17 protein-coding genes and 2 pseudogenes are annotated in these 19,976 nt (G+C 64.3%); 14 read left to right on the plus strand and 5 right to left on the minus strand.

Annotated features, from left to right (window positions below; genetic code table 11):
* Positions 1-304: 304 nt before the first annotated feature.
* The 3 genes from G4G28_RS01820 to G4G28_RS01830 all read right to left on the minus strand — a co-directional run bounded on the left by G4G28_RS01820 (position 305) and on the right by G4G28_RS01830 (position 4,077).
* Positions 305-1,408: a type II asparaginase gene (locus G4G28_RS01820; protein ID WP_182990629.1), complete on the minus strand. Its 1,104-nt coding sequence runs from the start codon at positions 1,406-1,408 to the stop codon at positions 305-307.
* Between the two features lie 28 nt (positions 1,409-1,436).
* Positions 1,437-2,729 carry an amidohydrolase family protein gene (locus tag G4G28_RS01825; protein ID WP_183107975.1) on the minus strand — a complete coding sequence of 431 codons (1,293 nt, stop codon included), beginning with the start codon at positions 2,727-2,729 and terminating at the stop codon, positions 1,437-1,439.
* Between the two features lie 79 nt (positions 2,730-2,808).
* Positions 2,809-4,077: a dicarboxylate/amino acid:cation symporter gene (locus G4G28_RS01830; RefSeq protein WP_182990631.1), complete on the minus strand. Its 1,269-nt coding sequence runs from the start codon at positions 4,075-4,077 to the stop codon at positions 2,809-2,811.
* 186 nt (positions 4,078-4,263) lie between these two features.
* On the opposite strand from G4G28_RS01830, the gene G4G28_RS01835 reads away from it, so the two are divergent.
* The 8 genes and pseudogenes from G4G28_RS01835 to G4G28_RS01870 all read left to right on the plus strand — a co-directional run bounded on the left by G4G28_RS01835 (position 4,264) and on the right by G4G28_RS01870 (position 10,493).
* Entirely contained in the window at positions 4,264-4,989 is a 726-nt protein-coding gene (locus tag G4G28_RS01835; protein ID WP_182990632.1) for an amino acid ABC transporter ATP-binding protein, read from the plus strand.
* Positions 4,990-4,996: 7 nt separating this feature from the next.
* Positions 4,997-5,365 (plus strand): hypothetical protein, encoded by a 369-nt coding sequence (locus G4G28_RS01840; protein WP_182990633.1) that lies wholly within the window; start codon positions 4,997-4,999, stop codon positions 5,363-5,365.
* 168 nt (positions 5,366-5,533) lie between these two features.
* A complete protein-coding gene (gene pyrC, locus G4G28_RS01845) occupies positions 5,534-6,583 on the plus strand; it encodes a dihydroorotase (RefSeq protein ID WP_182990634.1) in 1,050 nt (349 codons plus the stop codon).
* Positions 6,584-6,616: 33 nt separating this feature from the next.
* Positions 6,617-7,422, plus strand: a pseudogene (locus tag G4G28_RS01850) (DUF3025 domain-containing protein).
* Entirely contained in the window at positions 7,415-8,407 is a 993-nt protein-coding gene (locus G4G28_RS01855; protein WP_182990635.1) for a Gfo/Idh/MocA family protein, read from the plus strand. The pseudogene G4G28_RS01850 and the gene G4G28_RS01855 overlap by 8 nt, the downstream one beginning before the upstream one ends.
* 89 nt (positions 8,408-8,496) lie before the next feature.
* A complete protein-coding gene (locus G4G28_RS01860; RefSeq protein WP_182990636.1) occupies positions 8,497-8,844 on the plus strand; it encodes a hypothetical protein in 348 nt (115 codons plus the stop codon).
* A gap of 949 nt (positions 8,845-9,793) precedes the next feature.
* A complete protein-coding gene (locus G4G28_RS01865; RefSeq protein WP_182990637.1) occupies positions 9,794-10,135 on the plus strand; it encodes a hypothetical protein in 342 nt (113 codons plus the stop codon).
* A gap of 1 nt (position 10,136) precedes the next feature.
* A complete protein-coding gene (locus G4G28_RS01870) occupies positions 10,137-10,493 on the plus strand; it encodes a glyoxalase superfamily protein (RefSeq protein WP_182990638.1) in 357 nt (118 codons plus the stop codon).
* Between the two features lie 23 nt (positions 10,494-10,516).
* Here G4G28_RS01870 and G4G28_RS01875 read toward each other — a convergent pair whose 3' ends face one another.
* The gene (locus G4G28_RS01875) at positions 10,517-10,870 is read right to left on the minus strand and encodes a hypothetical protein (RefSeq protein ID WP_183107976.1); all 354 of its coding nucleotides are present in this window, start codon (positions 10,868-10,870) and stop codon (positions 10,517-10,519) included.
* Between G4G28_RS01875 and G4G28_RS01880 the strand changes: the two genes are divergently transcribed.
* Positions 10,869-11,270, plus strand: a complete 402-nt coding sequence (locus G4G28_RS01880; protein ID WP_183107977.1) for a hypothetical protein — start codon at positions 10,869-10,871, stop codon at positions 11,268-11,270. The two genes, G4G28_RS01875 and G4G28_RS01880, sit on opposite strands and share 2 nt — an antisense overlap.
* A 160-nt stretch (positions 11,271-11,430) precedes the next feature.
* On the opposite strand, the pseudogene recG reads toward G4G28_RS01880, so the two are convergent.
* Positions 11,431-13,490, minus strand: a pseudogene (gene recG, locus G4G28_RS01885) (ATP-dependent DNA helicase RecG).
* 103 nt (positions 13,491-13,593) lie between these two features.
* On the opposite strand from recG, the gene queA reads away from it, so the two are divergent.
* The 5 genes from queA (at position 13,594) to secF (ending at position 19,448) form a co-directional block, all read left to right on the plus strand.
* Complete coding sequence (queA, locus tag G4G28_RS01890; RefSeq protein ID WP_182990640.1) at positions 13,594-14,619, plus strand: tRNA preQ1(34) S-adenosylmethionine ribosyltransferase-isomerase QueA; 1,026 nt, start codon at positions 13,594-13,596, stop codon at positions 14,617-14,619.
* 6 nt (positions 14,620-14,625) lie between these two features.
* Entirely contained in the window at positions 14,626-15,765 is a 1,140-nt protein-coding gene (gene tgt, locus G4G28_RS01895) for a tRNA guanosine(34) transglycosylase Tgt (protein ID WP_182990641.1), read from the plus strand.
* Positions 15,766-16,147: 382 nt separating this feature from the next.
* Positions 16,148-16,480 (plus strand): preprotein translocase subunit YajC, encoded by a 333-nt coding sequence (gene yajC, locus G4G28_RS01900; RefSeq protein WP_182990642.1) that lies wholly within the window; start codon positions 16,148-16,150, stop codon positions 16,478-16,480.
* 54 nt (positions 16,481-16,534) lie between these two features.
* Complete coding sequence (gene secD / locus G4G28_RS01905) at positions 16,535-18,412, plus strand: protein translocase subunit SecD (RefSeq protein WP_182990643.1); 1,878 nt, start codon at positions 16,535-16,537, stop codon at positions 18,410-18,412.
* 16 nt (positions 18,413-18,428) lie between these two features.
* On the plus strand, positions 18,429-19,448 hold the full coding sequence (gene secF, locus G4G28_RS01910) for a protein translocase subunit SecF (protein WP_182990644.1): 1,020 nt from the start codon (positions 18,429-18,431) through the stop codon (positions 19,446-19,448).
* The last annotated feature ends 528 nt before the right edge of the window (positions 19,449-19,976 follow it).

A 19,976-nucleotide genomic window follows, 5' to 3' on the forward strand; every position in this document is an offset into this window, starting at 1 on the left:
ACACGCTACGTATCCGGTTTTCGTATGAACTCGCCGTTAGCGATGACCGTAGGGTGGGCACCCCGTGGTGAAGCCGTAATCGAGGCCATTGGCCTCGATTACCCCACGCGGATTCAAGGCACCGATAACAGAGCAGGCAACAGCCCCACGTACCGGTGCAATCCAATCAATCCGACCGCTATCGGCGAGATCATACGAAACCCGGATACGTAGCGTTTCCCGTAGGGTGGGCACCCCGTGCCCACGCGGATTCAAGGCACCGATAACAGAGCAGGCAACAGCCCCACGTACCGGTGCAATCCAATCAATACGTCCAGAACATCCGCTGAATATCCCCCGTATTGTTCGTCTTGGTCAGCGCCAGCATCAGCAAAATGCGCGCCTTCTGCGGCGACAGGTTATCCCCCGCCACGAAATCGAGCTCGTCGTCATTCGCCTCGCCATTCCTCGCCACCACACCCTGGCCGACCCGGCTCGAGCGCACGATGATCACGCCCTTCCTGCGCGCGGCACTCAGTGCGGGACGCACCTTGGCCGGCAGCGACCCGTCGCCCACGCCCGCATGCACCAGTCCCTTGGCGCCCGAACCGACCAGCGCCTCGATCGCGACGGGTCCCACGTTCGCATGCGCGTAGGCCACTTCCACCTGCGGCAGCGCCGCCAGGTTCATCACGTCGAACTCGGTGTCCACCGTGTGCTTGCGGGTCGAGGCGCGGTAAAAGAACGGCTTGCCGCCGACGATGTAGCCGAGCATGCCCAGCTCCGTCGCCTTGAAGGTGTCGGCCGTGATCGTGTTGGTCTTGCTGACATCGCGCGCGCCGTTGATCTGGTCGTTCAGCGCCACCAGCACGCCGCGGCCTACCGACTCGGGCGAGCCGGCCAGCAGCACCGCGTTGTACAGGTTGATCGGGCCGTCGGCCGACAGCGCCGTCGACGGGCGCATCGAGCCGACCAGCACCACCGGTTTCCTGCTCTTGACGACCAGGTTCAGGAAATAGGCCGTCTCTTCCAGCGTATCGGTGCCGTGGGTGATGACGATGCCGTCGACGTTGGCTTGCGCCAGCAGTGTGTTGACGCGCTTGGCCAGGGTCAGCCAGTGCTCGTTGCCCATGTTCTCGCTGGCGATCTGGAACACCTGTTCGCCGCTGACATTGGCGATCTTCTTCATTTCCGGCACGGCCTGGATCAGCGCATCGACGCCGATCTTGGCGGCGGTATAGCCGACGGTAGTCGTGCTGGTCGCGCCGGTGCCGGCGATCGTGCCGCCGGTGGCGAGGATGGTCACGTTCGGCAGCTTCGCCGGCGCAGCCTGGGTTTGCGCCTGTGCGGACGATGTGCCAACCAAGGCCAGGCAGTACAGGAACCCGAACAGCGCGGCGGCCGAGCGGGTGGTATGTTGGAACAGCATGGGACTTCTCCTTAAACGTGGCGCGGTCTTACAGTCCTTTGTAGACGACGCCTTCTTTCATGACGAATTTGACTTGCTCGAGCAGTTTCACGTCGCGCAGCGGGTCGCCATCGACCGCGACGATATCGGCCGCGAAGCCCGGCTCGATCGCACCCAGGCGTTTCGGCTGGTCGAGCAGCTCGGCCGCGTGGACGGTGGCGGCGCGGATCGCCTCGAGCGGCGTCATCCCGGCTTCCACCATGTAGCCGAACTCTTTCGCGTTGTCTCCGTGCGGGAACACGCCGGCATCGGTGCCGAAGGCGATCTTGACGCCGGCCTTGTGGGCACGCGCAAAAGTCGCCTGCAGCTGCGGGCCGATCGCCGCGGCCTTCGGGCGCACCAGGGCCGAATAGTAATGCGGATCCTTGGCCTTGTCGGCGACGTAGCGGCCGGCCGAGATCGTCGGCACGTACCAGTGGCCGGTTTTCTTGAACAGCGCGATGGTTTCGTCGTCCATCAGCGTGCCGTGTTCGATCGAATCGACGCCGGCACGCAGCGCACGCTTCATGCCTTCGGCACCGTGCGCGTGCGCGGCCACGCGGAAGCCGTAGTCCTTGGCCGTGCTGACGATCGCGCGCAGCTCGTCCTCGGTGTACTGCGAGTTCTGTCCGTTTGCCGCCTGGCTCAGCACCCCGCCGGTGGCGGTGATCTTGATCAGGTCCGCGCCTTCCTTGTAGCGGATGCGCACGGCTTGCCGGCCCTGTTCCGGGCTGTCGATCACGCCTTCGCTCGGCCCCGGCGTGCCGATCGCTTCACCCAGGAAGTGCGAGAGGTTGTTGGTCGGGTCGGCGTGGCCGCCGGTGGTGGCGATCGACTTCCCGGCCGTGAACATGCGCGGGCCGGGAATCGCACCGGCATTGATCGCGCGCTTGAGCGACACGTTCAGCGCCTGCTCGGCGCCCAGGTCGCGCACGGTCGTAAAACCCGCCATCAGCGTGCGCTCGGCATACTTCACCGAGCGGTAGGCAAGGTCGGCCGGGTCGGCGGTGAGGCGGTCGCGGTAGGAGTCGACCACCGGCTGGGTTTCGCTGGTCAGGTGCACGTGCATGTCGATCAGGCCCGGCAGGCAGGATTTGCCCGAGAGGTCGATGCGGCCGGGCGTGGCAGCGGCGGCGCCCAACGGTCCGATCGATTTCACGGTGCCGTCCTCGATCACGATGCTGACGCGCTCGCGCCAGCTGCCGCTCCTGACGTCGAGCAGGCGGCCGCAATCGACCGTCTGGGTGGCCGCCTGCGCGCCGCCCATCGCCAGCAGGATTCCTGCTGCATAAAGCTGTTTCATCGGTTCTCCTCCGTGTGTTTTTTATTGTCAAAAAAAAGGCCTCCCATCGCTGGAAGGCCCTGTGTGCGTGCCCGCGCTTTTACCGCAGCGGCGAGGTGGCGACGTCCTTTTCAGGGCTGGTCTCGGCCAGGTCGCCCTCCCATTTCGCCACCACCGCGGTGGCGATGCCGTTGCCGATCACGTTCGTCGCCGAACGGGCCATGTCGAGGAAGTGGTCGATGCCAAGCAGGAGCAGCAGGCCCGCTTCCGGGATGTTGAACTGCGCCAGCGTCGCGGCGATCACCACCAGCGAGGCGCGTGGCACGCCGGCCATGCCTTTCGAGGTCAGCATCAGCACCAGCATCATCATGATCTGGGTCGACAGCGGCACCTCGATGCCATAGGCCTGGGCGATGAAGATCGAGGCGAAGGTGCAGTACATCATCGAGCCGTCGAGGTTGAACGAATAACCGATCGGCAGCACGAAAGCGGCCAGGCGGTTCTTGACGCCGAACTTTTCCAGGCCCTCCAGGGTTTTCGGGAAGGCCGCTTCCGACGAGGCGCAGGTAAAGGCCAGCAGGGTCGGTTCCTTCAAGAGGCCAATCAGGCGCAGCACGCGCGGGCCGAGGAAGGCCATGCCGATGCCGATCAGGACCACCCACAGCAGGATGATCCCCAGGTAGAACTCGGCCATGAAGATGCCGTAGGTATGCAGCACACCGAGGCCGCTCTTGGCGATCACGGCGGCCACCGCCGCGAACACGGCGATTGGCGCGAAGTTCATCACATAGGCCGTCACCTTCAGCATGACGTGGGCGATGCCGTCGACGGCGTCGATCAGCGGCGTGGCGCGCGCACCGACGGCGGCGGCTGCAGTGCCGAAGAAGATCGAGAACACGACGATCTGCAGGATCTCGTTCTTCGCCATGCCGTCGACGATGGAGGACGGCACCAGGTGGGTGACGAATTCCTTCAGCGTCAGGCCGGAGGTGACGATATCGGTCTTCGCGTCCATCGGCGGCGCCATGCCGGCCAGGTGCATCGCGTCGCCCGGGCGGAACAGGTTCACCAGGATCAGGCCCAGCGACAGCGACAGGATGGAGGCGATGACGAACCAGCCCAGCGCCTTGACGCCGATGCGGCCGACTTCGGCCGCATTGCCCATCTTGGCGATGCCCACTACCAGGGTCGAAAACACCAGCGGCGCGATGATCATCTTAATCAGGCGCAGGAACAGGGTGGTCACCAGCGACAGCGTGTCGGCGAAGGCTTTCGGATCGGCCAGCTTGGCGTTCGCGAAATAGCCGACGACGATGCCGAGCACGAGTCCGATCAGGATATAGGTAGTGAGGCGGTTTCGATTATTCATATGCGTCCAGTGGTCGGCCTGTGCGTGCGCCCGGCGCGCCGAGTCGATCCGGGCGCCGGAGTGGTCAATTTCGGGTGATTCTGCGTGCGAACGCGGTGCGTTCTGAGTATCTTGGCAAGTTCCGCAGTATCCTAGGCGGTGTTGGTGCTGTCAAGCACGCGCAAGCTGTTGAATCGACGGGTAAACATGATTGAAATTGACAAGGTCAGCAAATGGTACGGCGACTTCCAGGTACTCGCCGAATGCAGTACGCATGTGGCGCGCGGCGACGTCGTCGTGGTCTGCGGGCCCTCGGGTTCCGGCAAGTCCACCCTGATCAAGACGGTCAATGGCCTCGAGCCCGTGCAGCAGGGATCCATCCGCGTCGATGGCGTGCCGGTTACCGACCGCAAGACCGATCTGCCCAAGCTGCGCGCGAAGATCGGCATGGTGTTCCAGAATTTCGAGCTGTTCCCGCACCTGTCGGTGCGCGAGAACCTGACGCTGGCCCAAATCAAGGTGCTGGGGCGCGGCAAGGGCGAGGCGATTGAGCGCGGCCTGGCCTACCTCGACCGCGTCGGCCTGCTGGCGCACCAGGACAAGTTCCCCAGCCAGCTCTCGGGCGGCCAGCAGCAGCGCGTGGCGATCGCGCGCGCTTTGTCCATGGATCCGGTGGCGATGCTGTTCGATGAACCCACTTCCGCGCTCGACCCGGAAATGATCGGCGAAGTGCTCGACGTGATGGTGGGCCTGGCCCAGGACGGCATGACGATGATGGTGGTGACCCACGAGATGGGCTTTGCGCGCAAGGTGGCGGACCGCGTCGTGTTCATGGACCACGGGCGCATTCTCGAGGACAGTCCGACCGATGCCTTTTTCAGTGCGCCGCAGTCGGAACGGGCGCGCGAATTCCTGGCGAAGATCATTCATTGAGATGGGAATGCGCCTGCACTTCCCGCGCCGCCGGGTCATTCAATGCGCCATCGGCGCTGTGGCCGTTCTTGGCCTGCTGTCCTTCTGCAGTTACCTGAGCCCGTTCAACAAAGCCCCGTTCGACGCCGCCCGTTGGCGTAGTCCGGAGCACGAGGACGCGCGCTGCGGCATGGTCGACGACCTGCGTAGCCGTCTGCTCGGGCGCGGCCAGGACATGCGGGGCGTTACCGCGGTGCTTGGAGAACCGCACCCTTCGCGCGAGCGCGTCTCCAGCTATTACCTTGGTTACTGCTCCACCAGCTTTGATCCGGATACGCTCGACATCGCTTTCGATGAGCAGGGCAAGATCACGTCGGTCGAGGTGGTGACGCATTGATGCGTTTGCGCGGATGGGCGCCGCCGGACAGGCTCTCGAGCCCACGCCGTCCGCCCCATGCCCGGTCACCGATTGTCAACCTGATCACACCTGGCCGGTGGGCAGGCTGGCGCGCTCTCGATGCCCCATAAGGGTAAAATGACGCCGTCCCGCAATCCGAGAGCCGCCATGTCCACCATCGAGATCCCGCAATCCATCACCATCACCCGTCCAGACGACTGGCACCTGCACCTGCGCGACGGCGCGGCGCTGGCCAGCGTGCTGCCGCATACGGCGCGCCAGTTCGCGCGTGCGATCGTGATGCCGAACCTCAAACCTCCGGTCACCACGACCGCGGCGGCCGCCGCCTACCGCGACCGTATCCTGGCCGCGCTCCCGGAAGGGATGCGTTTCGAGCCGCTGATGACGCTCTACCTGACCAACAACACCGATCCGGACGAGATCCGCCGCGCGATGGACAGCGGTTTCATCCATGCGGTCAAGCTGTACCCGGCCGGCGCCACCACCAATTCGGATGCGGGCGTCACCGACCTGCGCAACTGCTACAAGGTACTGGAAGTGATGCAGGAAGTCGGCATGCCGCTGCTGGTGCATGGCGAAGTGACGGACAACGACATCGACCTGTTCGACCGCGAAGCTGTCTTCATCGAACGCGTGATGCGCCCGCTGCGCCGCGACCTGCCGGCCCTCGCCATCGTCTTCGAACACATCACCACCAAGGACGCGGCCCAGTACGTGGCCGAGGCCGAAGGCCCGATCGCCGCGACCATCACCGCCCACCACCTGCTCTACAACCGCAACGAGATCTTCCGCGGCGGTATCCGCCCGCACTACTACTGCCTGCCGGTGCTGAAACGCGAAGAACACCGCCTGGCGCTGGTCACGGCCGCCACCAGCGGCGACGAGCGCTTCTTCCTCGGCACCGATTCGGCCCCGCATGCGATCGGCGCGAAGGAATCGAGCTGCGGCTGCGCCGGCTGCTACACGGCCCTGCACGCGATGGAGCTCTACACCGAAGCCTTCGCCCAGGCGGGCGCGCTGGACAAGCTCGAAGCCTTCGCCAGCTTCAATGGCCCCGCCTTCTACGGCCTGCCGCGCAACGAAGATACGATCACGCTGGTGCGCGAATCGTGGAACCTGCCGGCCACCGTGCCGATGGCAGAGAACGAGCTGGTGCCGCTCAACGCCGGCGAGCGCATCGACTGGAAGATGCTGTAAGTGACAGCGGCAGTGACGGCGCAAGCGCAGGACGTGCCGGCGCAGGTCGACTGGACGCGGCCCTGGTACGACACGGTGCGTCCCGCCTTCGAGGCGCTCGCGCTGGAAGGCGGCGACTTCGCGGCCGCCTTCAATCGCCATGCCGCGCTGCTGGCCCTGCGCAACCACCGCGACCTGCCAATTTCCTTCGTGCCGCAGGAATCGCTGCCGGAAGGGATGGCCTATGAAGCCTTCATCAGCGCCACCGGCAATGTACCGACGCGCGAGAATCTGCACGACTTCTTCAATGGCCTCGTGTGGCAGACCTTCCCGCTGATCAAGCGTGAACTGAATGCCCTGCAGGCGGCGCAGATTGCAGCGGCTGGCGTGGGGAAATCGCGTGGACCGGCGCGCGACGCCGCCACCATCTTCGACGAGAACGCGGCGCTGCTGGTGGTGCGCGCTTCCAGCGCCGGGCGCGCGCTGGTCGACGAATTGCGCGACCATTGCTGGGAAGCGGCGCTGTTCGAAAAGCGCGACCTGTTCGGCCGCGATGCGCGCCTCTGGCTGTTCGGCCACGCCCTGATGGAAAAGCTGGTCGTCCCGCGCAAGGCCATCACCGCACACGTGCGCATCGTCTTCGCCGATGACGCGTATTTCACCCTGGACGACGCCGGCCAGCGCGCCTGGCTCGATGCCCTGCTGGCCGCGCAGCTGCGCGACGAAGGCTTGGCCACAAGCGGCTTCACGCCGCTGCCGGTGCTCGGTGTGCCAGGCTGGTGGCCTGGGCAGGATCGCGACTTTACCTGGACTCGACCGTCTTCCGTCCAAAGCGCAGGGAAGGGCAGGCCCATGGCTGACACGGTACGCTGGGGCATCCTCGGCACCGGCAAGATCGCGCGCGCCTTTGCCAGCGCAGTGCCGGACGTGCCGGGTGCCGTGCTTGCGGGCGTGGCCTCGCGCAGCCTGGACAAGGCGCGCGGCTTTGCCGGCGAGGTCAAGGCCGGTGCCGCCTACGGCAGCTACGAGGAACTGGTGGCGGCCGCCGACATCGACCTGGTCTATGTCGCCACACCCCATCCGCAGCATGCGCAGAACGCCTTGCTGGCCCTGCGCGCTGGCAAGGGCGTGCTGTGCGAAAAGCCGTTCACGATGAACCTGCGCGAAGCCGAGCAGGTGGTGACGCTTGCGCGCACGCGTCGCCTGTTCCTGATGGAGGCGATGTGGACGCGCTTCCTGCCGGCGCTGGCGGAAGTCAAACGCATCATTGCTCTGGGTGAGATCGGCGAGGCGCGCCAGGTCGTGGCCGATTTCGGTTTCACGGCCAGCTTCGGTCCCGAGCACCGCGTGTTCAACCCAGAACTGGGCGGCGGCGCGCTGCTCGACCTCGGCATCTATCCGCTGTCGATCGCCGCCAGCCTGCTTGGCCCCGTCCTCGAGGTGCGGGCGCAAGCCGAGATGGGGCCGACCGGCGTCGACGTCCAGACCGGTTTCACCCTGAAACACGAGGGTGGCGCCATGTCGGTCTGCAGCTGCTCCTTCCTGGCGCGCACGCCGGGCGAATTGACGGTGTCGGGGTCGCGCGGCCATGTGCGCATGAATACGATGTTCCATCGCGCCACCTCGGTGACGGTGGAGCTGGAAGATGGCACGACGCGCACGATCGCCACGCCCTATGTCGGCAACGGCTACGTCCACCAGGTGATCGAAGCGCAGCGCTGCTACCTGGCGGGGCTGCTCGAAAGCCCGCACATGACGCATGACGAAACGCTGGCGCTGATGGGCGTGATGGACGAGATCCGGCGCCAGATCGGGCTGGTCTACGAGGCCGACGGCGCGCGCTAGATTCGCGACGCATCGGGCGTATGCATGTTGACATGACGGCCAGGGCAGCGAATACTCGGCCGCTGTCCAGTCAACTTCTTCCGGCCACCATGTACCTCCTTCGTCCCGCCCTCATCGCCGCCTGCCTGCTCCCTCTTGCCGCGTGGGCGGCGCCGGTCCCGGCCGACAAGCTGGCCTATGTCGGCGACTGGCAGGGCGGCGACAGGCGCCTGCAGCTTTCCCGCGACGGCAAAGTTAAATACAAGCGTGAAGAGAAGAGCAAGCACAAGAGCGAGAAGGTCGACCTGAACGTCGACTTGCAGGGCTTCGATGGCAACAACTTCAGCGTCGGCTGGGGCATTGTCAGCCTGACCTTCGTCGTCAGCAAGCCGCCGCACCGCGAGGGCGACAAGTGGAAGATGACGGTCGATGGCGTGGAGTTGACGCGGGTCGACTAGGAGCGCCTGACAAACGCTCTCGGTTGCCCCCAGCAGATAAGCATGCAGGGCAGCGAGAGGAAAGTTTGGTGAACGTTCGCTTCCGACCTATTGTGTTGAAAAAGTCGAACGGCAACAATTTTAGGTGGTCTCAGACATCCAACCGCTCCACGATCTCTCGATAGCGGCGGTTCTGGTCAGTCGAGGCTGAAAAAATTTCGGTCAGGAGGTCTACGTTGCCGAGTTTTTCAACGCAATAGGCCCGAAGCGGACACTGGCGACAGCACGATCGGACCACTAGTCCTGAGCGCTAGTAGGGTCACCCCACATTTCAGTGAACAGTTGTCGAATTTCTGCCGCAATAAACCTCCAGGCCCACTGCTTGTCAGAAGCGCTGGAATCCCACATTAAGTTCTCGGCATACGATACATCGACAATGGTCCGCAATGCATTCGGTTCGGCACGATACGCGGCAGCGAGAAAGTCGGTGTGTGCTCGGATCGTCTCCGCATCCCTACGCTTTACAGCTTCGGTTGTCCTGTCAGCGAACGCCTCTACCCAAGTGAGTGCAGTGTTGTCATCGACGGGGTCCCATCCCCTCTCTCGAAGCCAATGGTCTGTCAGGGCCGCTTCCATTGGAAAGCGCAAACGAAGTGCAGCGACAAGAGAACTATTGGGATTTCCTGGATTCATCAGGCGAAAAACCTCCTTCGAGAGCTGGAAGCAGGCGATAGCAGAACTTTATTCAAAGAACATGCGACGCCTTACGAATGTCCGCGCATGCCCGAAAACAGACCTCCAGAATGGCTCAGTGTACGGTGCTGCTGTCTGGACAGGCAAGGACTTCTGTCAGGCGCTCCAAAGGCCACACCATAACGGGCCGCGCGGGAAAATGTATGCATGTTGACAGCTTTTTCGGGCGGGCGAATACTGTCGATGCTGTTCCAATTCCCTTTCTCCCGGACCTCCCATGCGCTTACTTCGCACCAGCCTGCTCGCCCTCTGCCTGCTGTCGCCGGCCGCCTTTGCCGAGCCAGTTCCTGTTCCCGCTGAAAAGATGGCCTATGTCGGCGACTGGCAGGGCAAGGACATGCGCCTGCAACTGGCCAAGGATGGCCAGGTCAAGTACAAGCGCGATCGGCCGGGCAAAAAGCTCGACCTGAGTGTCGACCTGCAGCGCTTCGATGGCAACGATTTCGAAGTCGGCACGAGTCTCATCCGCTCGCGCTTCGTCGTCAGCAAGCCCCCGCACCGCGAGGGCGACAAGTGGAAGATGACGGTCGATGGCGTCGAGCTGACGCGGGTCGACTGAGATGACGCTGGGCGCCGTGACGCCGGTCTTGCGCATCTTCGACGAAGCGAAGGCGCGCGAATTCTATGTCGACTTCCTCGGCTTCGCGGTCGACTGGGAGCACCGTTTCGAGCCTGGCCTGCCGCTCTACCTGCAAGTGGCACGCGACGGCTGCGTATTGCACCTGAGCGAACACCATGGCGATTGCTGCCCCGGCGCGGCGATCCGCATCGAGGTCGCCGGCATCGATGCCTATCACGCCGAGCTGAGCGCCAAGGCGTATGGGTATGCACGTCCGGGCGTGGAAGACACGCCCTGGGGGACGCGCGAGATGTCGGTCAAGGATCCATTCGGGAACCGCCTGACCTTCAGCGGGTAGGATCGGCGGCGGAGCCGCCAACCTTATGCCGGTGATCCCTTGCCGCTCACGGCCGCATCCAGCCGCTTGAACAAATCCTGGTACAGGCCGCGCGTGTACTTCGTCATGTGACGGCGCGCGTGCTCGATTTCCTTCAGTTCGCGCTGCGCCAGCGCTTCCTTGCCGTTCGCGAGTGCCCACAGCGCCAGCTCGACACGCGTTTCGACGCTGCCGAAGCGCTCGGCCACATTCTCCAATTGCGCGCCGGCTTCCTCCTGGCGGCCGCTGGCCAGGTAGGCGCGGCCCAGTGCCAGCCCGACTTCTTCGGCGCGAAAGCCCGGCTGCTTCGCCTGCAGGGGCGCCAGCAGGCAGGCCGGCTGCTCCCGCCGCGTCGCCATGGGCGAGTTTTGCGCGCGCGGCGCCGAGGAGGACTTCCGGATCGCCAGCGAAGGGGCCGGCCAGGCAGGCGTCGAACTGCGCCACCGCCTGCGCCGGCTGGCCGGCGTCGAGCAGGGCGCCCGCCAGGCGCATCTGGTTGTGGGCGGTCGGGGTCAGGTCGAAGGCGCGCTGGGCCTCGCGCACGTCGCGTCCCGGATCGAGGCTGCGACCGATGGCGCGGCCGGCCAGGCGCGCCTGGCGTTCGATGCGCGAATGCGGCAGGAACACCACCGCGAAGTACACGATGCTGCCCAGGAGCGGGAAGGAAAAGAGAATGATCAGCCAGTACAGCTGGCGCCCTTGGCGCACCGCGTGCACGGCGAAGAACAGGGCGACGAGGATGTGAAGTCCGATTCCTAAGGGCATGACCGATTCCTGATGTGTATTCGATGGATGGACGCGTACGTACAACGCGCGCCGGCGACACGATAGCCGCAATGGCGGTGTCGATGTCTATCGAATTGTCACGAGGGCGCAAAAATTCAGCGATTGCACGTCGTGCCCACCCTACAAAATCCCTTCACACCTTCAGGAATTCCTCGCGCCCGCCCAGCCAGCGTGCCAGGTGCGCATCGACGATCGCGATGTGCTCCGGCGTCTCGCGCTCGAGCAGGCTGGAGGCCACGTCGCGCGCTTCTTCCACCAGCCACTGGTCGGTTTCCAGGTCGGCAAAGCGCAGCATGGCCTGGCCGGACTGGCGCGCGCCCGGAATTCGCCCGGGCCACGAATCTCCAGGTCGCGCCGCGCGATCTCGAAACCATCGGTGGTCTCGCGCATGGTCAGCAGGCGCTGCTTGGCCACCTGCCCGAGGGGACTCTGGTACAGCAGCAGGCAGACGCTCGCCGCCGAGCCGCGGCCCACGCGGCCGCGCAGCTGGTGCAGCTGCGACAGGCCGAAGCGCTCGGCGTGTTCGATCACCATCAATGAAGAATTCGGCACATCGACGCCCACCTCGATCACGGTGGTGGCCACCAGCACGTGCACCTCGCCGGCGGAGAACGCATCCATCACCGCCTGTTTCTCGAGCGGCTTCATACGGCCATGCACCAGCCCCACCTGCAGGTCGGGCAGCGCTTCGGCCAGGGTTTCGTAGGTTTCGGTGGCCGTTTGCAGCTGCAGCGCTTCCGACTCTTCGATGAGCGGGCACACCCAGTAGGCCTGCCGCCCCTCGAGCACGGCCGCGTGCACGCGTTCGATGACTTCGTCTCTCCGGTTCTGGTCGATGGCGCGGGTGACGATCGGCGTGCGCCCCGGCGGCAGCTCGTCGATCACCGACACTTCCAGGTCGGCGTAATAGGTCATGGCCAGGGTGCGCGGAATCGGCGTGGCCGACATCATCAATTGGTGCGGCACCAGGCCGTCGCTGCCCTTGTTGCGCAAGGTCAGGCGCTGGCCGACGCCGAAGCGGTGCTGTTCGTCGACGATCACCAGGCCGAGTTTCGCGAACTGCACCGTGTCCTGGATCAGGGCGTGGGTACCGATCACCAGGTGCGCTTCGCCCGATTCGACCAGCTCATTGGCTGCGGTCTTTTCCTTCTTTTTCAGGCTGCCGGTGAGCCAGGCCACCTTCACGCCGAGCGGCTCCATCCAGGCCGCGATCTTCCTGAAATGCTGCTCGGCCAGGATTTCGGTGGGCGCCATCAGCGCCGCCTGGTAGCCGGAATCGATGGCCTGCGCGGCCGCCAGCGCGGCGACCACGGTCTTGCCGCTGCCGACGTCGCCCTGCAGGAGGCGCTGCATCGGATAGCCCTCGCGCAGGTCGCGGCGGATCTCCTCGACGACCCGCTGCTGCGCGCCGGTGAGCGCGAAGGGCAGGGCGGCGAGAAAACCTTCGGACAGCGCGCCCACCGCGCGCAAATGGGGCGCGCCCTTGTCGCGGCGTGCGCGCTGGGCGCGTTTCAATGACAGCTGCTGCGCCAGCAGCTCGTCGAACTTCATGCGCGTCCAGGCCGGGTGCGATTTGTCCATCAGCGCGTATTCGTCGACGTCGACCGGCGGGTAGTGCAGCAGTTTTACCGCCGGCTCGAAGTCGAGCAGGCCGAGCTGGCGGCGCACGCCGGGCGGCACCGTATCCATCCAGCTAACCCTGCGCATCGCTTCGGCGATCGCACGGCGCAGGATCGGCTGCGACAGGCCTTCTCCCGACGGATACACGGGCGTGAGCGAGGTCGGCAGCGGCGCGTTCTCGTTCACCACTTTATAGGTCGGATGCACCATCTCGGCACCAAAAAAGCCATGCTTGATCTCGGTGCGCGCGCGCACCCGCACGCCTTCGGCCAGCTGCTTGACCTGGCTGCCATAGAAATTCATGAAGCGCAGCAGCAGCTCGCCGCTTTCGTCGGCAATCGTCACCAGCAGCTGGCGCCGCGGTTTCATGGCGATCTCGTTCTTGATGACGACGCCCTCGACCTGCGACACGTGGCCGCCGCGCAGGCAGGCTTCGCGGATCGGCACGATCTTCGTCTCGTCCTCGTAGCGCATCGGCAGGTGCAGGACCAGGTCCATGTCGCTGCGCAGGCCGAGCTTGGCGAGCTTGGTTTGTGTCGTTTTCGGGGCGGGCGGGGTCTTGGGAGCGGGCATAAAAGCGGCAGATTGATGCTGGCTGGCGTAAAATAGAGGGTTCGCCGCACTACTTGGGGCCATATTGTAAGGCCAGCGGCCATTTTCCCAGAATTGAACGACAATGTACTCGCTCTCCGACTTCGATTTCGACCTGCCGCCCGAGCGCATCGCGCAGGTGCCCCTGCCAGACCGCAGCGCCTCGCGCCTGTTGCAGCTCGATGGCGACCAGATCACCGACCGTCATTTCGCCGACATCCTCGACCAGCTGCAAGCCGGCGACCTGCTCGTGATGAACAACACGCGCGTGCTGAAAGCGCGCTTCTTCGGCGTCAAGGAAACCGGCGGCCAGGTCGAGGTGCTGGTCGAGCGTGTCCTGGACAATCGCACCGTACTGGCCCAGGTGCGCGCCTCCAAATCGCCGAAGCCCGGCAACCGCATCCGCCTGGCCGACGCTTTCGACGTCACCACCGGCGAGCGCGCGGGCGAGTTCTTCACCCTGCATTTCGGCGGCGACGTCTTCGAGCTGATCGAAGCGCACGGCCGCCTGCCGCTGCCGCCGTATATCGAGCACACCGCCGACGAATTCGATGAGCAGCGCTACCAGACCGTGTATTCGAAGGAGCCGGGCGCGGTGGCGGCGCCGACCGCCGGCCTGCACTTCGACCAGCCGCTGCTGGATAAGCTGGCGGCAAAAGGCGTGAACATCGCCTACGTGACGCTACATGTCGGCGCCGGCACTTTCCAGCCGGTGCGGGTGGAAGACCTGTCCGAGCACAAGATGCATTCCGAGTGGTACACGATCGCGCAGGAGACGGTCGATGCCGTGCGCGCCGCGAAAGCGCTTGGCCGCGACGTGGTCGCCGTCGGCACCACGTCCTTGCGCGCGCTGGAGTCGGCTTCGCAGTCGGGCGAACTGGTGGCCGGCAGCGCCGACACGGCCCTCTTCATCACGCCGGGCTACCGCTTCAAGACCGTGACGCGCCTGATCACGAATTTCCACCTGCCGAAGTCGACGCTGATGATGCTGGTGTCGGCCTTTGCCGGCTATGACGCGATCCGCAAGGCCTATGCCCACGCGATCGCCAACGAATACCGCTTCTTCAGCTATGGCGATGCCATGCTGCTCACTACCGAATCTCGCCAATAAACACCGATGCTTGAATTTACCCTGCTCAAAAAAGACACCAGCGGCCTGTCGAACGCGCGCCGCGGCCGCTTGACGCTCAACCACGGCACCATCGAGACGCCGATCTTCATGCCGGTCGGGACCTATGGCTCCGTGAAGGCGATGGACCCGATCGAACTGAAAACCGTCGGCTCCCAGATCATCCTCGGTAATACCTTTCACTTGTGGCTGCGCCCGGGCGTCGAAGTATTGAACAAGTTCGGCGGCCTGCACGGCTTCATGGGCTGGGACAAGCCGATCCTGACCGATTCGGGCGGCTTCCAGGTGTTTTCGCTGGGCGCGATGCGCAAGATCACGGAAGAGGGCGTTACTTTTGCTTCGCCGATCGACGGCTCGCGCAAATTCCTGTCGCCGGAAGTGTCGATGCAGATCCAGCGCGCGCTGAACTCGGACATCGTGATGCAGTTCGACGAGTGCACGCCGTACGAGATCGACGGCCGCGCGGCGACCAGCGAGGAAGCGGCGAAATCGATGCGTATGTCGCTGCGCTGGGCCCAGCGCTCGATGAACGAATTCACCGGCGGCGAAAACCCGAACGCGCTGTTCGGCATCGTCCAGGGCGGCATGTACGAGCACCTGCGCGACGAATCGCTGGCCGGGCTGGAAGACATCGACTTCCCCGGCCTGGCCATCGGCGGCCTGTCGGTGGGCGAGCCGAAGGAAGACATGCAGCGCATCCTGGCCCACGTCGGCCCGCGCCTGCCGGAAAACAAGCCGCACTACCTGATGGGCGTCGGTACGCCGGAAGACCTGGTCGACGGCGTGGCCAATGGCGTCGACATGTTCGACTGCGTCATGCCGACCCGGAATGCCCGCAATGGCTGGCTGTTTACCCGCTTCGGCGACGTGAAGATCAAGAACGCGCGTTATAAAGAAGACACGGCGCCGCTGGACGAATCCTGCGACTGCTACTGCTGCAAGAATTTCTCGCGCGCCTACCTGCACCACCTGCACCGCTCGAACGAGATCCTGGGCGCGCGCCTGAACACGATCCACAACCTGCACTACTACCTCAAGCTGATGCAGGAGATGCGCGACGCGATCGACGCGGACGGCTTCCACGCCTTCCGCCTGCAGTTCGCCGCCGACCGCTCCCGCGGGGTCTAAGCTCCCGTAGGGTGGGCGCCCTGTGCCCACCGGATATGGCGCACTGCTTGCTCCGCGTGGGCTCAGGGCGCCCACCCTACAACAGCTCCAGTAGGGTGGGCACTCCGTGCCCACGCGGTATGGCACGCATGAGCCATCGAGACGCCGTTCTCATCGATGCGTATGCCCGGTGTTCTAAGGCGGCATGAATACGCAACGGTTCTATACCGCGTGGGCACGGAGTGCCCACCCTACAAAGGCCAGGCCAGGCCATCCCTGCGCCAACACTCCGATTTCCAGCTTGCAAATTTTAGTTGTCATTCCCATCTACCGCGGAATGGCCGCTGGCACTTCGCCGGTGCTAGAATACAGCGCTGTTTTTTATCTCATAATCGGAGTCCTTGTGTTCATTTCCAACGCGTACGCGCAAACCACCACCGCTGCCGATCCTGGCCTGACGGGCAACCTGTTGACCTTCGCGCCCTTCATCATCATGTTCGCGGTGCTGTACTTCCTGATGATCCGTCCCCAGCAGAAGCGCCAGAAGGAAGTCAAGGAGATGATCGAGGGCCTCAAGAAGGGTGACGAGGTCGTGACCATCGGCGGTATCGTCGGCCGTGTCACCAAGGTCAGCGATGCGTACGTGCGCCTGGAAGTGGCAAACGGTGTCGAGATCGTCGTGCAAAAGAACGCGATCACCGCTCCGATGCTGACCGGAACCCTGAAGTCCCTGTAAGCGGGCGCCGCGGCCGCCGGCCGCACGCCGCTCAATATTGAACGCTGGAACACTATGAATCGCTATCCCGTCTGGAAATACATACTGATCGCTGTCGCGCTCCTGCTGGGCGCGCTGTACACGGCGCCTAACTACTTCGGCGAATCGCCGGCCCTGCAGGTGACGACCGGCAAGACGACGGTCAAGATCACGAGCGATACCACGGCGCAGGTCGCGGACGCGCTCAAGCGCGAAGGTGTTCCGGCAAACCAGGTGACGCTCGATGGCAGCGGCAACTCGACGGCGGTGCGTGCCCGCTTCGACTCCACCGATGCCCAGTTCAAGGCCAAGCTGGCCCTGGAGCGCCAGCTCAACCGCGATCAGGCCGACCCCGATTACATCGTAACCGTCAACCTGGTGAAGAACACCCCAGGCTGGATGCAGGCGCTGCACGCGCTGCCGATGAACCTCGGCCTCGACCTGCGCGGCGGCGTCCACTTCCTGCTGCAGGTCGACACCAAGGCCGTGCTGGAAACGCGCGTCAAGGGCATGCAGACCAGCGTGCGCAGTGTCCTGCGCGACGCCAACGTGCGCCACGCCGGCATCGAACGCAACGGCAACGCCATCGAAGTCGCCTTCCGCGACGAGGCAACCCGCAACGCCGCCCGCAACGTGATGGCGCGCCAGCTGGCCGACCTGACCCTGGCCGACGCCGCTGACGGCAGCGAACCGAGGCTGGTGGCAACGATGAAGCCCGAAGCGCTGAAGCGCATCGTCGAGGAAGGCGTCAACCAGAACATCTCGACCCTGTCGAAGCGCATCAACGAGCTGGGCGTGACCGAACCGGTCATCCAGCGCCAGGGCGCCGACCGCATCGTGGTCCAGCTGCCGGGCGTGCAGGACGTCGCGCGTGCGAAAGACATCATCGGCCGCACCGCCACCCTCGAACTGCGCCTGCTCGACCCGACCGTCACCCCAGGCACCGAACTGACCGCCGCCATCCCGCTGAACTCGGAACTGTTCACCGAAGGCCGCGGCGCACCGGTCGTGGTGTCGAAGGACATCATCATCACCGGCGACTACATCACCGGCGCCGTCGCCAGCTTCGACCAGAACCAGCAGCCTTCGGTGTCGGTCGACCTGAACGGCGAGGGCGGCCAGAAGATCCGCCGGGTCACCCGTGAAAATGTCGGCAAGCGCATGGCCATCCTGCTCAAGGAAAAGGGCAAGTACACCGTGCCGTCGGCACCGACCATCCAGAGCGAACTCGGTTCGACCTTCCAGATCACCGGCATCGGCAACCCGCAGGAAGCGGCCGAGCTGGCCCTGCTGCTGCGCTCGGGCGCGCTGTCGGCGCCGATGGAATTCGTCGAGGAACGCGTGGTCGGCCCGCAGCTGGGCGCCGAGAACATCTCCAAGGGCCTGCACTCGACCCTGTGGGGTTTCGTGGCGATCGCCGTCTTCATGATCATCTACTACCACCTGTTCGGCTTCTTCAGCGTGATGGCCCTGGCGGCCAACCTGCTGTTCCTGATGGCGATCCTGTCGACGCTGCAGGCCACATTGACCTTGCCGGGTATCGCCGCAATCGCGCTCGCGCTTGGTATGGCGATCGATGCCAACGTCCTGATCAACGAGCGTATCCGCGAAGAGCTGCGTGCCGGCGCCACGCCGCAGCAAGCCATTTCGCACGGCTTCGAACATGCCTGGGCGACGATTCTCGACTCGAACGTCACCACGCTGATCGTCGGCCTGTCGCTGTGGGTCTTCGGTTCGGGCGCGGTGCGCGGCTTCGCCGTGGTCCACACCCTGGGCATCCTGACCTCGATGTTCTCGGCCGTCTTCGTCTCGCGCGGCGTCGTGAACCTGTGGTACGGCCGCCGTGGCAAGAAACTGAACAAGCTGTCGATCGGTACCGTCTGGACACCCGGTGTGTCGGTCGACAAGAAATAAAGACTAGGGAAACGTCATGGAATTTTTCAAAATCAAGCGGGATATCCCGTTCATGCGCCACGCGTTGATCTTCAACGTGATCTCGGCGCTGACCTTCGTCGCCGCGGTGTTCTTCCTGGTGACCAAGGGCCTGCACTTCTCGGTGGAGTTCACCGGCGGCACCGTGATGGAACTGCGCTTCCCGCACGCGGCCGACCAGGAAAAGGTCCGCGCCTCGTTGCGCGGCATCGGCTATGAAGCACCGGAAGTGGCCAGCTTCGGCACCGCCCAGGACATCATGCTGCGCCTGCCGCCAGTGAAGAGCGCGAACGGCTCGGCCGCATCGACCCTGGCGTTCAATGCCGTCTGCGCCGCCGAGGGCGGTTCGCCGAAGCAGGTGACGGTCACCGAGAAGGGCCAGCAGGTGTCGCGCAGCGGTTGCGTGAACCCCGCCGGCGCCGAACTGGTGACGCTGCAGCGTGTCGACTTCGTCGGCCCGCAGGTCGGCGACGAACTGGCCGAGAACGGCCTGCACGCGCTGCTGATGGTGGTGGTGGGCGTGGTGGCCTACCTGGCGATCCGCTTCGAGTGGAAGTTCGCCGTGGCCGCCATCCTGGCGAACCTGCACGACGTCGTCATCATCCTCGGCTTCTTCGCCTTCTTCCAGTGGGAATTCTCGCTGACGGTGCTGGCCGCGGTGCTGGCGGTGCTGGGCTACTCGGTCAATGAATCGGTCGTCATCTTCGACCGGATCCGCGAGACCTTCCGCAAGGAGCGCAAGCTGAGCGTCTCCGAAGTCATCGACCACGCGATCACCAGCACCATCTCGCGTACCATCATCACCCACGGCTGTACCCAGATGATGGTGCTGTCGATGCTGTTCTTCGGCGGCCTGTCGCTGCACTACTTCGCGATCGCGCTGACCATCGGCATCTGCTTCGGTATCTATTCGTCGGTGTTCGTGGCGGCCGCGCTGGCCATGTGGTTCGGCGTCAAGCGTGAAGACCTGATCAAGCCGGTCAAGCAGAAGGACGAGACCGACGGCGCCGTCGTCTGAACCCGGGCGGTGCCGTGCGCCGCCATCCGACTGCATGACGTGCATGAAAAGAAAATGCCGCCCGGCTCACGCCCGGCGGCATTTTCTTTTCGCTCTTCAAGATTTTGTCATCGACTTACTAGAAATGTGACATTTCCTGCTGTTGTGTGAGTTGACGCACAGAGCAGCATGCAAGCCGAACCGTATAGTGAACCTGTCTCTTTCAGGACATCCCTAGTTTTGGACTTCACCCGCTCCTTTTGGAGCGGGTTTTTTTTTGTCCCGTCGGTACCGCGGGCACGACGACAAAAAATGTCACGAATGTGAAATGGCGCACAGATTGTGCGGGAGCCGAGAACTATAGTGGAACCGTCTCTTTCAGGACATCCCTAGTTTTGGACTTTGCCCGCTCCCTGAGCGGGCATTTTTTTTGCAGATTATCCAGATCGGGTAACGTAGGGTAGGCGGATCCCCCGCCTACGCGTTCAACCGGCGGGTGAGCTGACAGGTACAGGTAGGGTAGGCGGGTCCCCCGCCTACGCGTCCAAC

This window comes from Massilia sp. Dwa41.01b, assembly GCF_014171775.1.
Classification (GTDB): Bacteria; Pseudomonadota; Gammaproteobacteria; order Burkholderiales; family Burkholderiaceae_D; genus Telluria.

Bases quoted from the DNA above. Each gene is read 5' to 3' on its own strand.
- G4G28_RS01875 (WP_183107976.1), bottom strand. From the start codon at position 10,870: ATGGCGACGCGGCGGGAGCAGCCGGCCTGCCTGCTGGCGCCCCTGCAG.
- G4G28_RS01825 (WP_183107975.1), bottom strand. From the start codon at position 2,729: ATGAAACAGCTTTATGCAGCAGGAATCCTGCTGGCGATGGGCGGCGCG.
- G4G28_RS01830 (WP_182990631.1), bottom strand. From the start codon at position 4,077: ATGAATAATCGAAACCGCCTCACTACCTATATCCTGATCGGACTCGTG.
- G4G28_RS01870 (WP_182990638.1), top strand. From the start codon at position 10,137: ATGACGCTGGGCGCCGTGACGCCGGTCTTGCGCATCTTCGACGAAGCG.
- G4G28_RS01865 (WP_182990637.1), top strand. From the start codon at position 9,794: ATGCGCTTACTTCGCACCAGCCTGCTCGCCCTCTGCCTGCTGTCGCCG.
- pyrC (WP_182990634.1), top strand. From the start codon at position 5,534: ATGTCCACCATCGAGATCCCGCAATCCATCACCATCACCCGTCCAGAC.
- secD (WP_182990643.1), top strand. From the start codon at position 16,535: ATGAATCGCTATCCCGTCTGGAAATACATACTGATCGCTGTCGCGCTC.
- tgt (WP_182990641.1), top strand. From the start codon at position 14,626: ATGCTTGAATTTACCCTGCTCAAAAAAGACACCAGCGGCCTGTCGAAC.
- G4G28_RS01820 (WP_182990629.1), bottom strand. From the start codon at position 1,408: ATGCTGTTCCAACATACCACCCGCTCGGCCGCCGCGCTGTTCGGGTTC.
- G4G28_RS01835 (WP_182990632.1), top strand. From the start codon at position 4,264: ATGATTGAAATTGACAAGGTCAGCAAATGGTACGGCGACTTCCAGGTA.
- G4G28_RS01840 (WP_182990633.1), top strand. From the start codon at position 4,997: ATGCGCCTGCACTTCCCGCGCCGCCGGGTCATTCAATGCGCCATCGGC.
- secF (WP_182990644.1), top strand. From the start codon at position 18,429: ATGGAATTTTTCAAAATCAAGCGGGATATCCCGTTCATGCGCCACGCG.
- G4G28_RS01855 (WP_182990635.1), top strand. From the start codon at position 7,415: ATGGCTGACACGGTACGCTGGGGCATCCTCGGCACCGGCAAGATCGCG.
- G4G28_RS01860 (WP_182990636.1), top strand. From the start codon at position 8,497: ATGTACCTCCTTCGTCCCGCCCTCATCGCCGCCTGCCTGCTCCCTCTT.
- G4G28_RS01880 (WP_183107977.1), top strand. From the start codon at position 10,869: ATGGGCGAGTTTTGCGCGCGCGGCGCCGAGGAGGACTTCCGGATCGCC.
- queA (WP_182990640.1), top strand. From the start codon at position 13,594: ATGTACTCGCTCTCCGACTTCGATTTCGACCTGCCGCCCGAGCGCATC.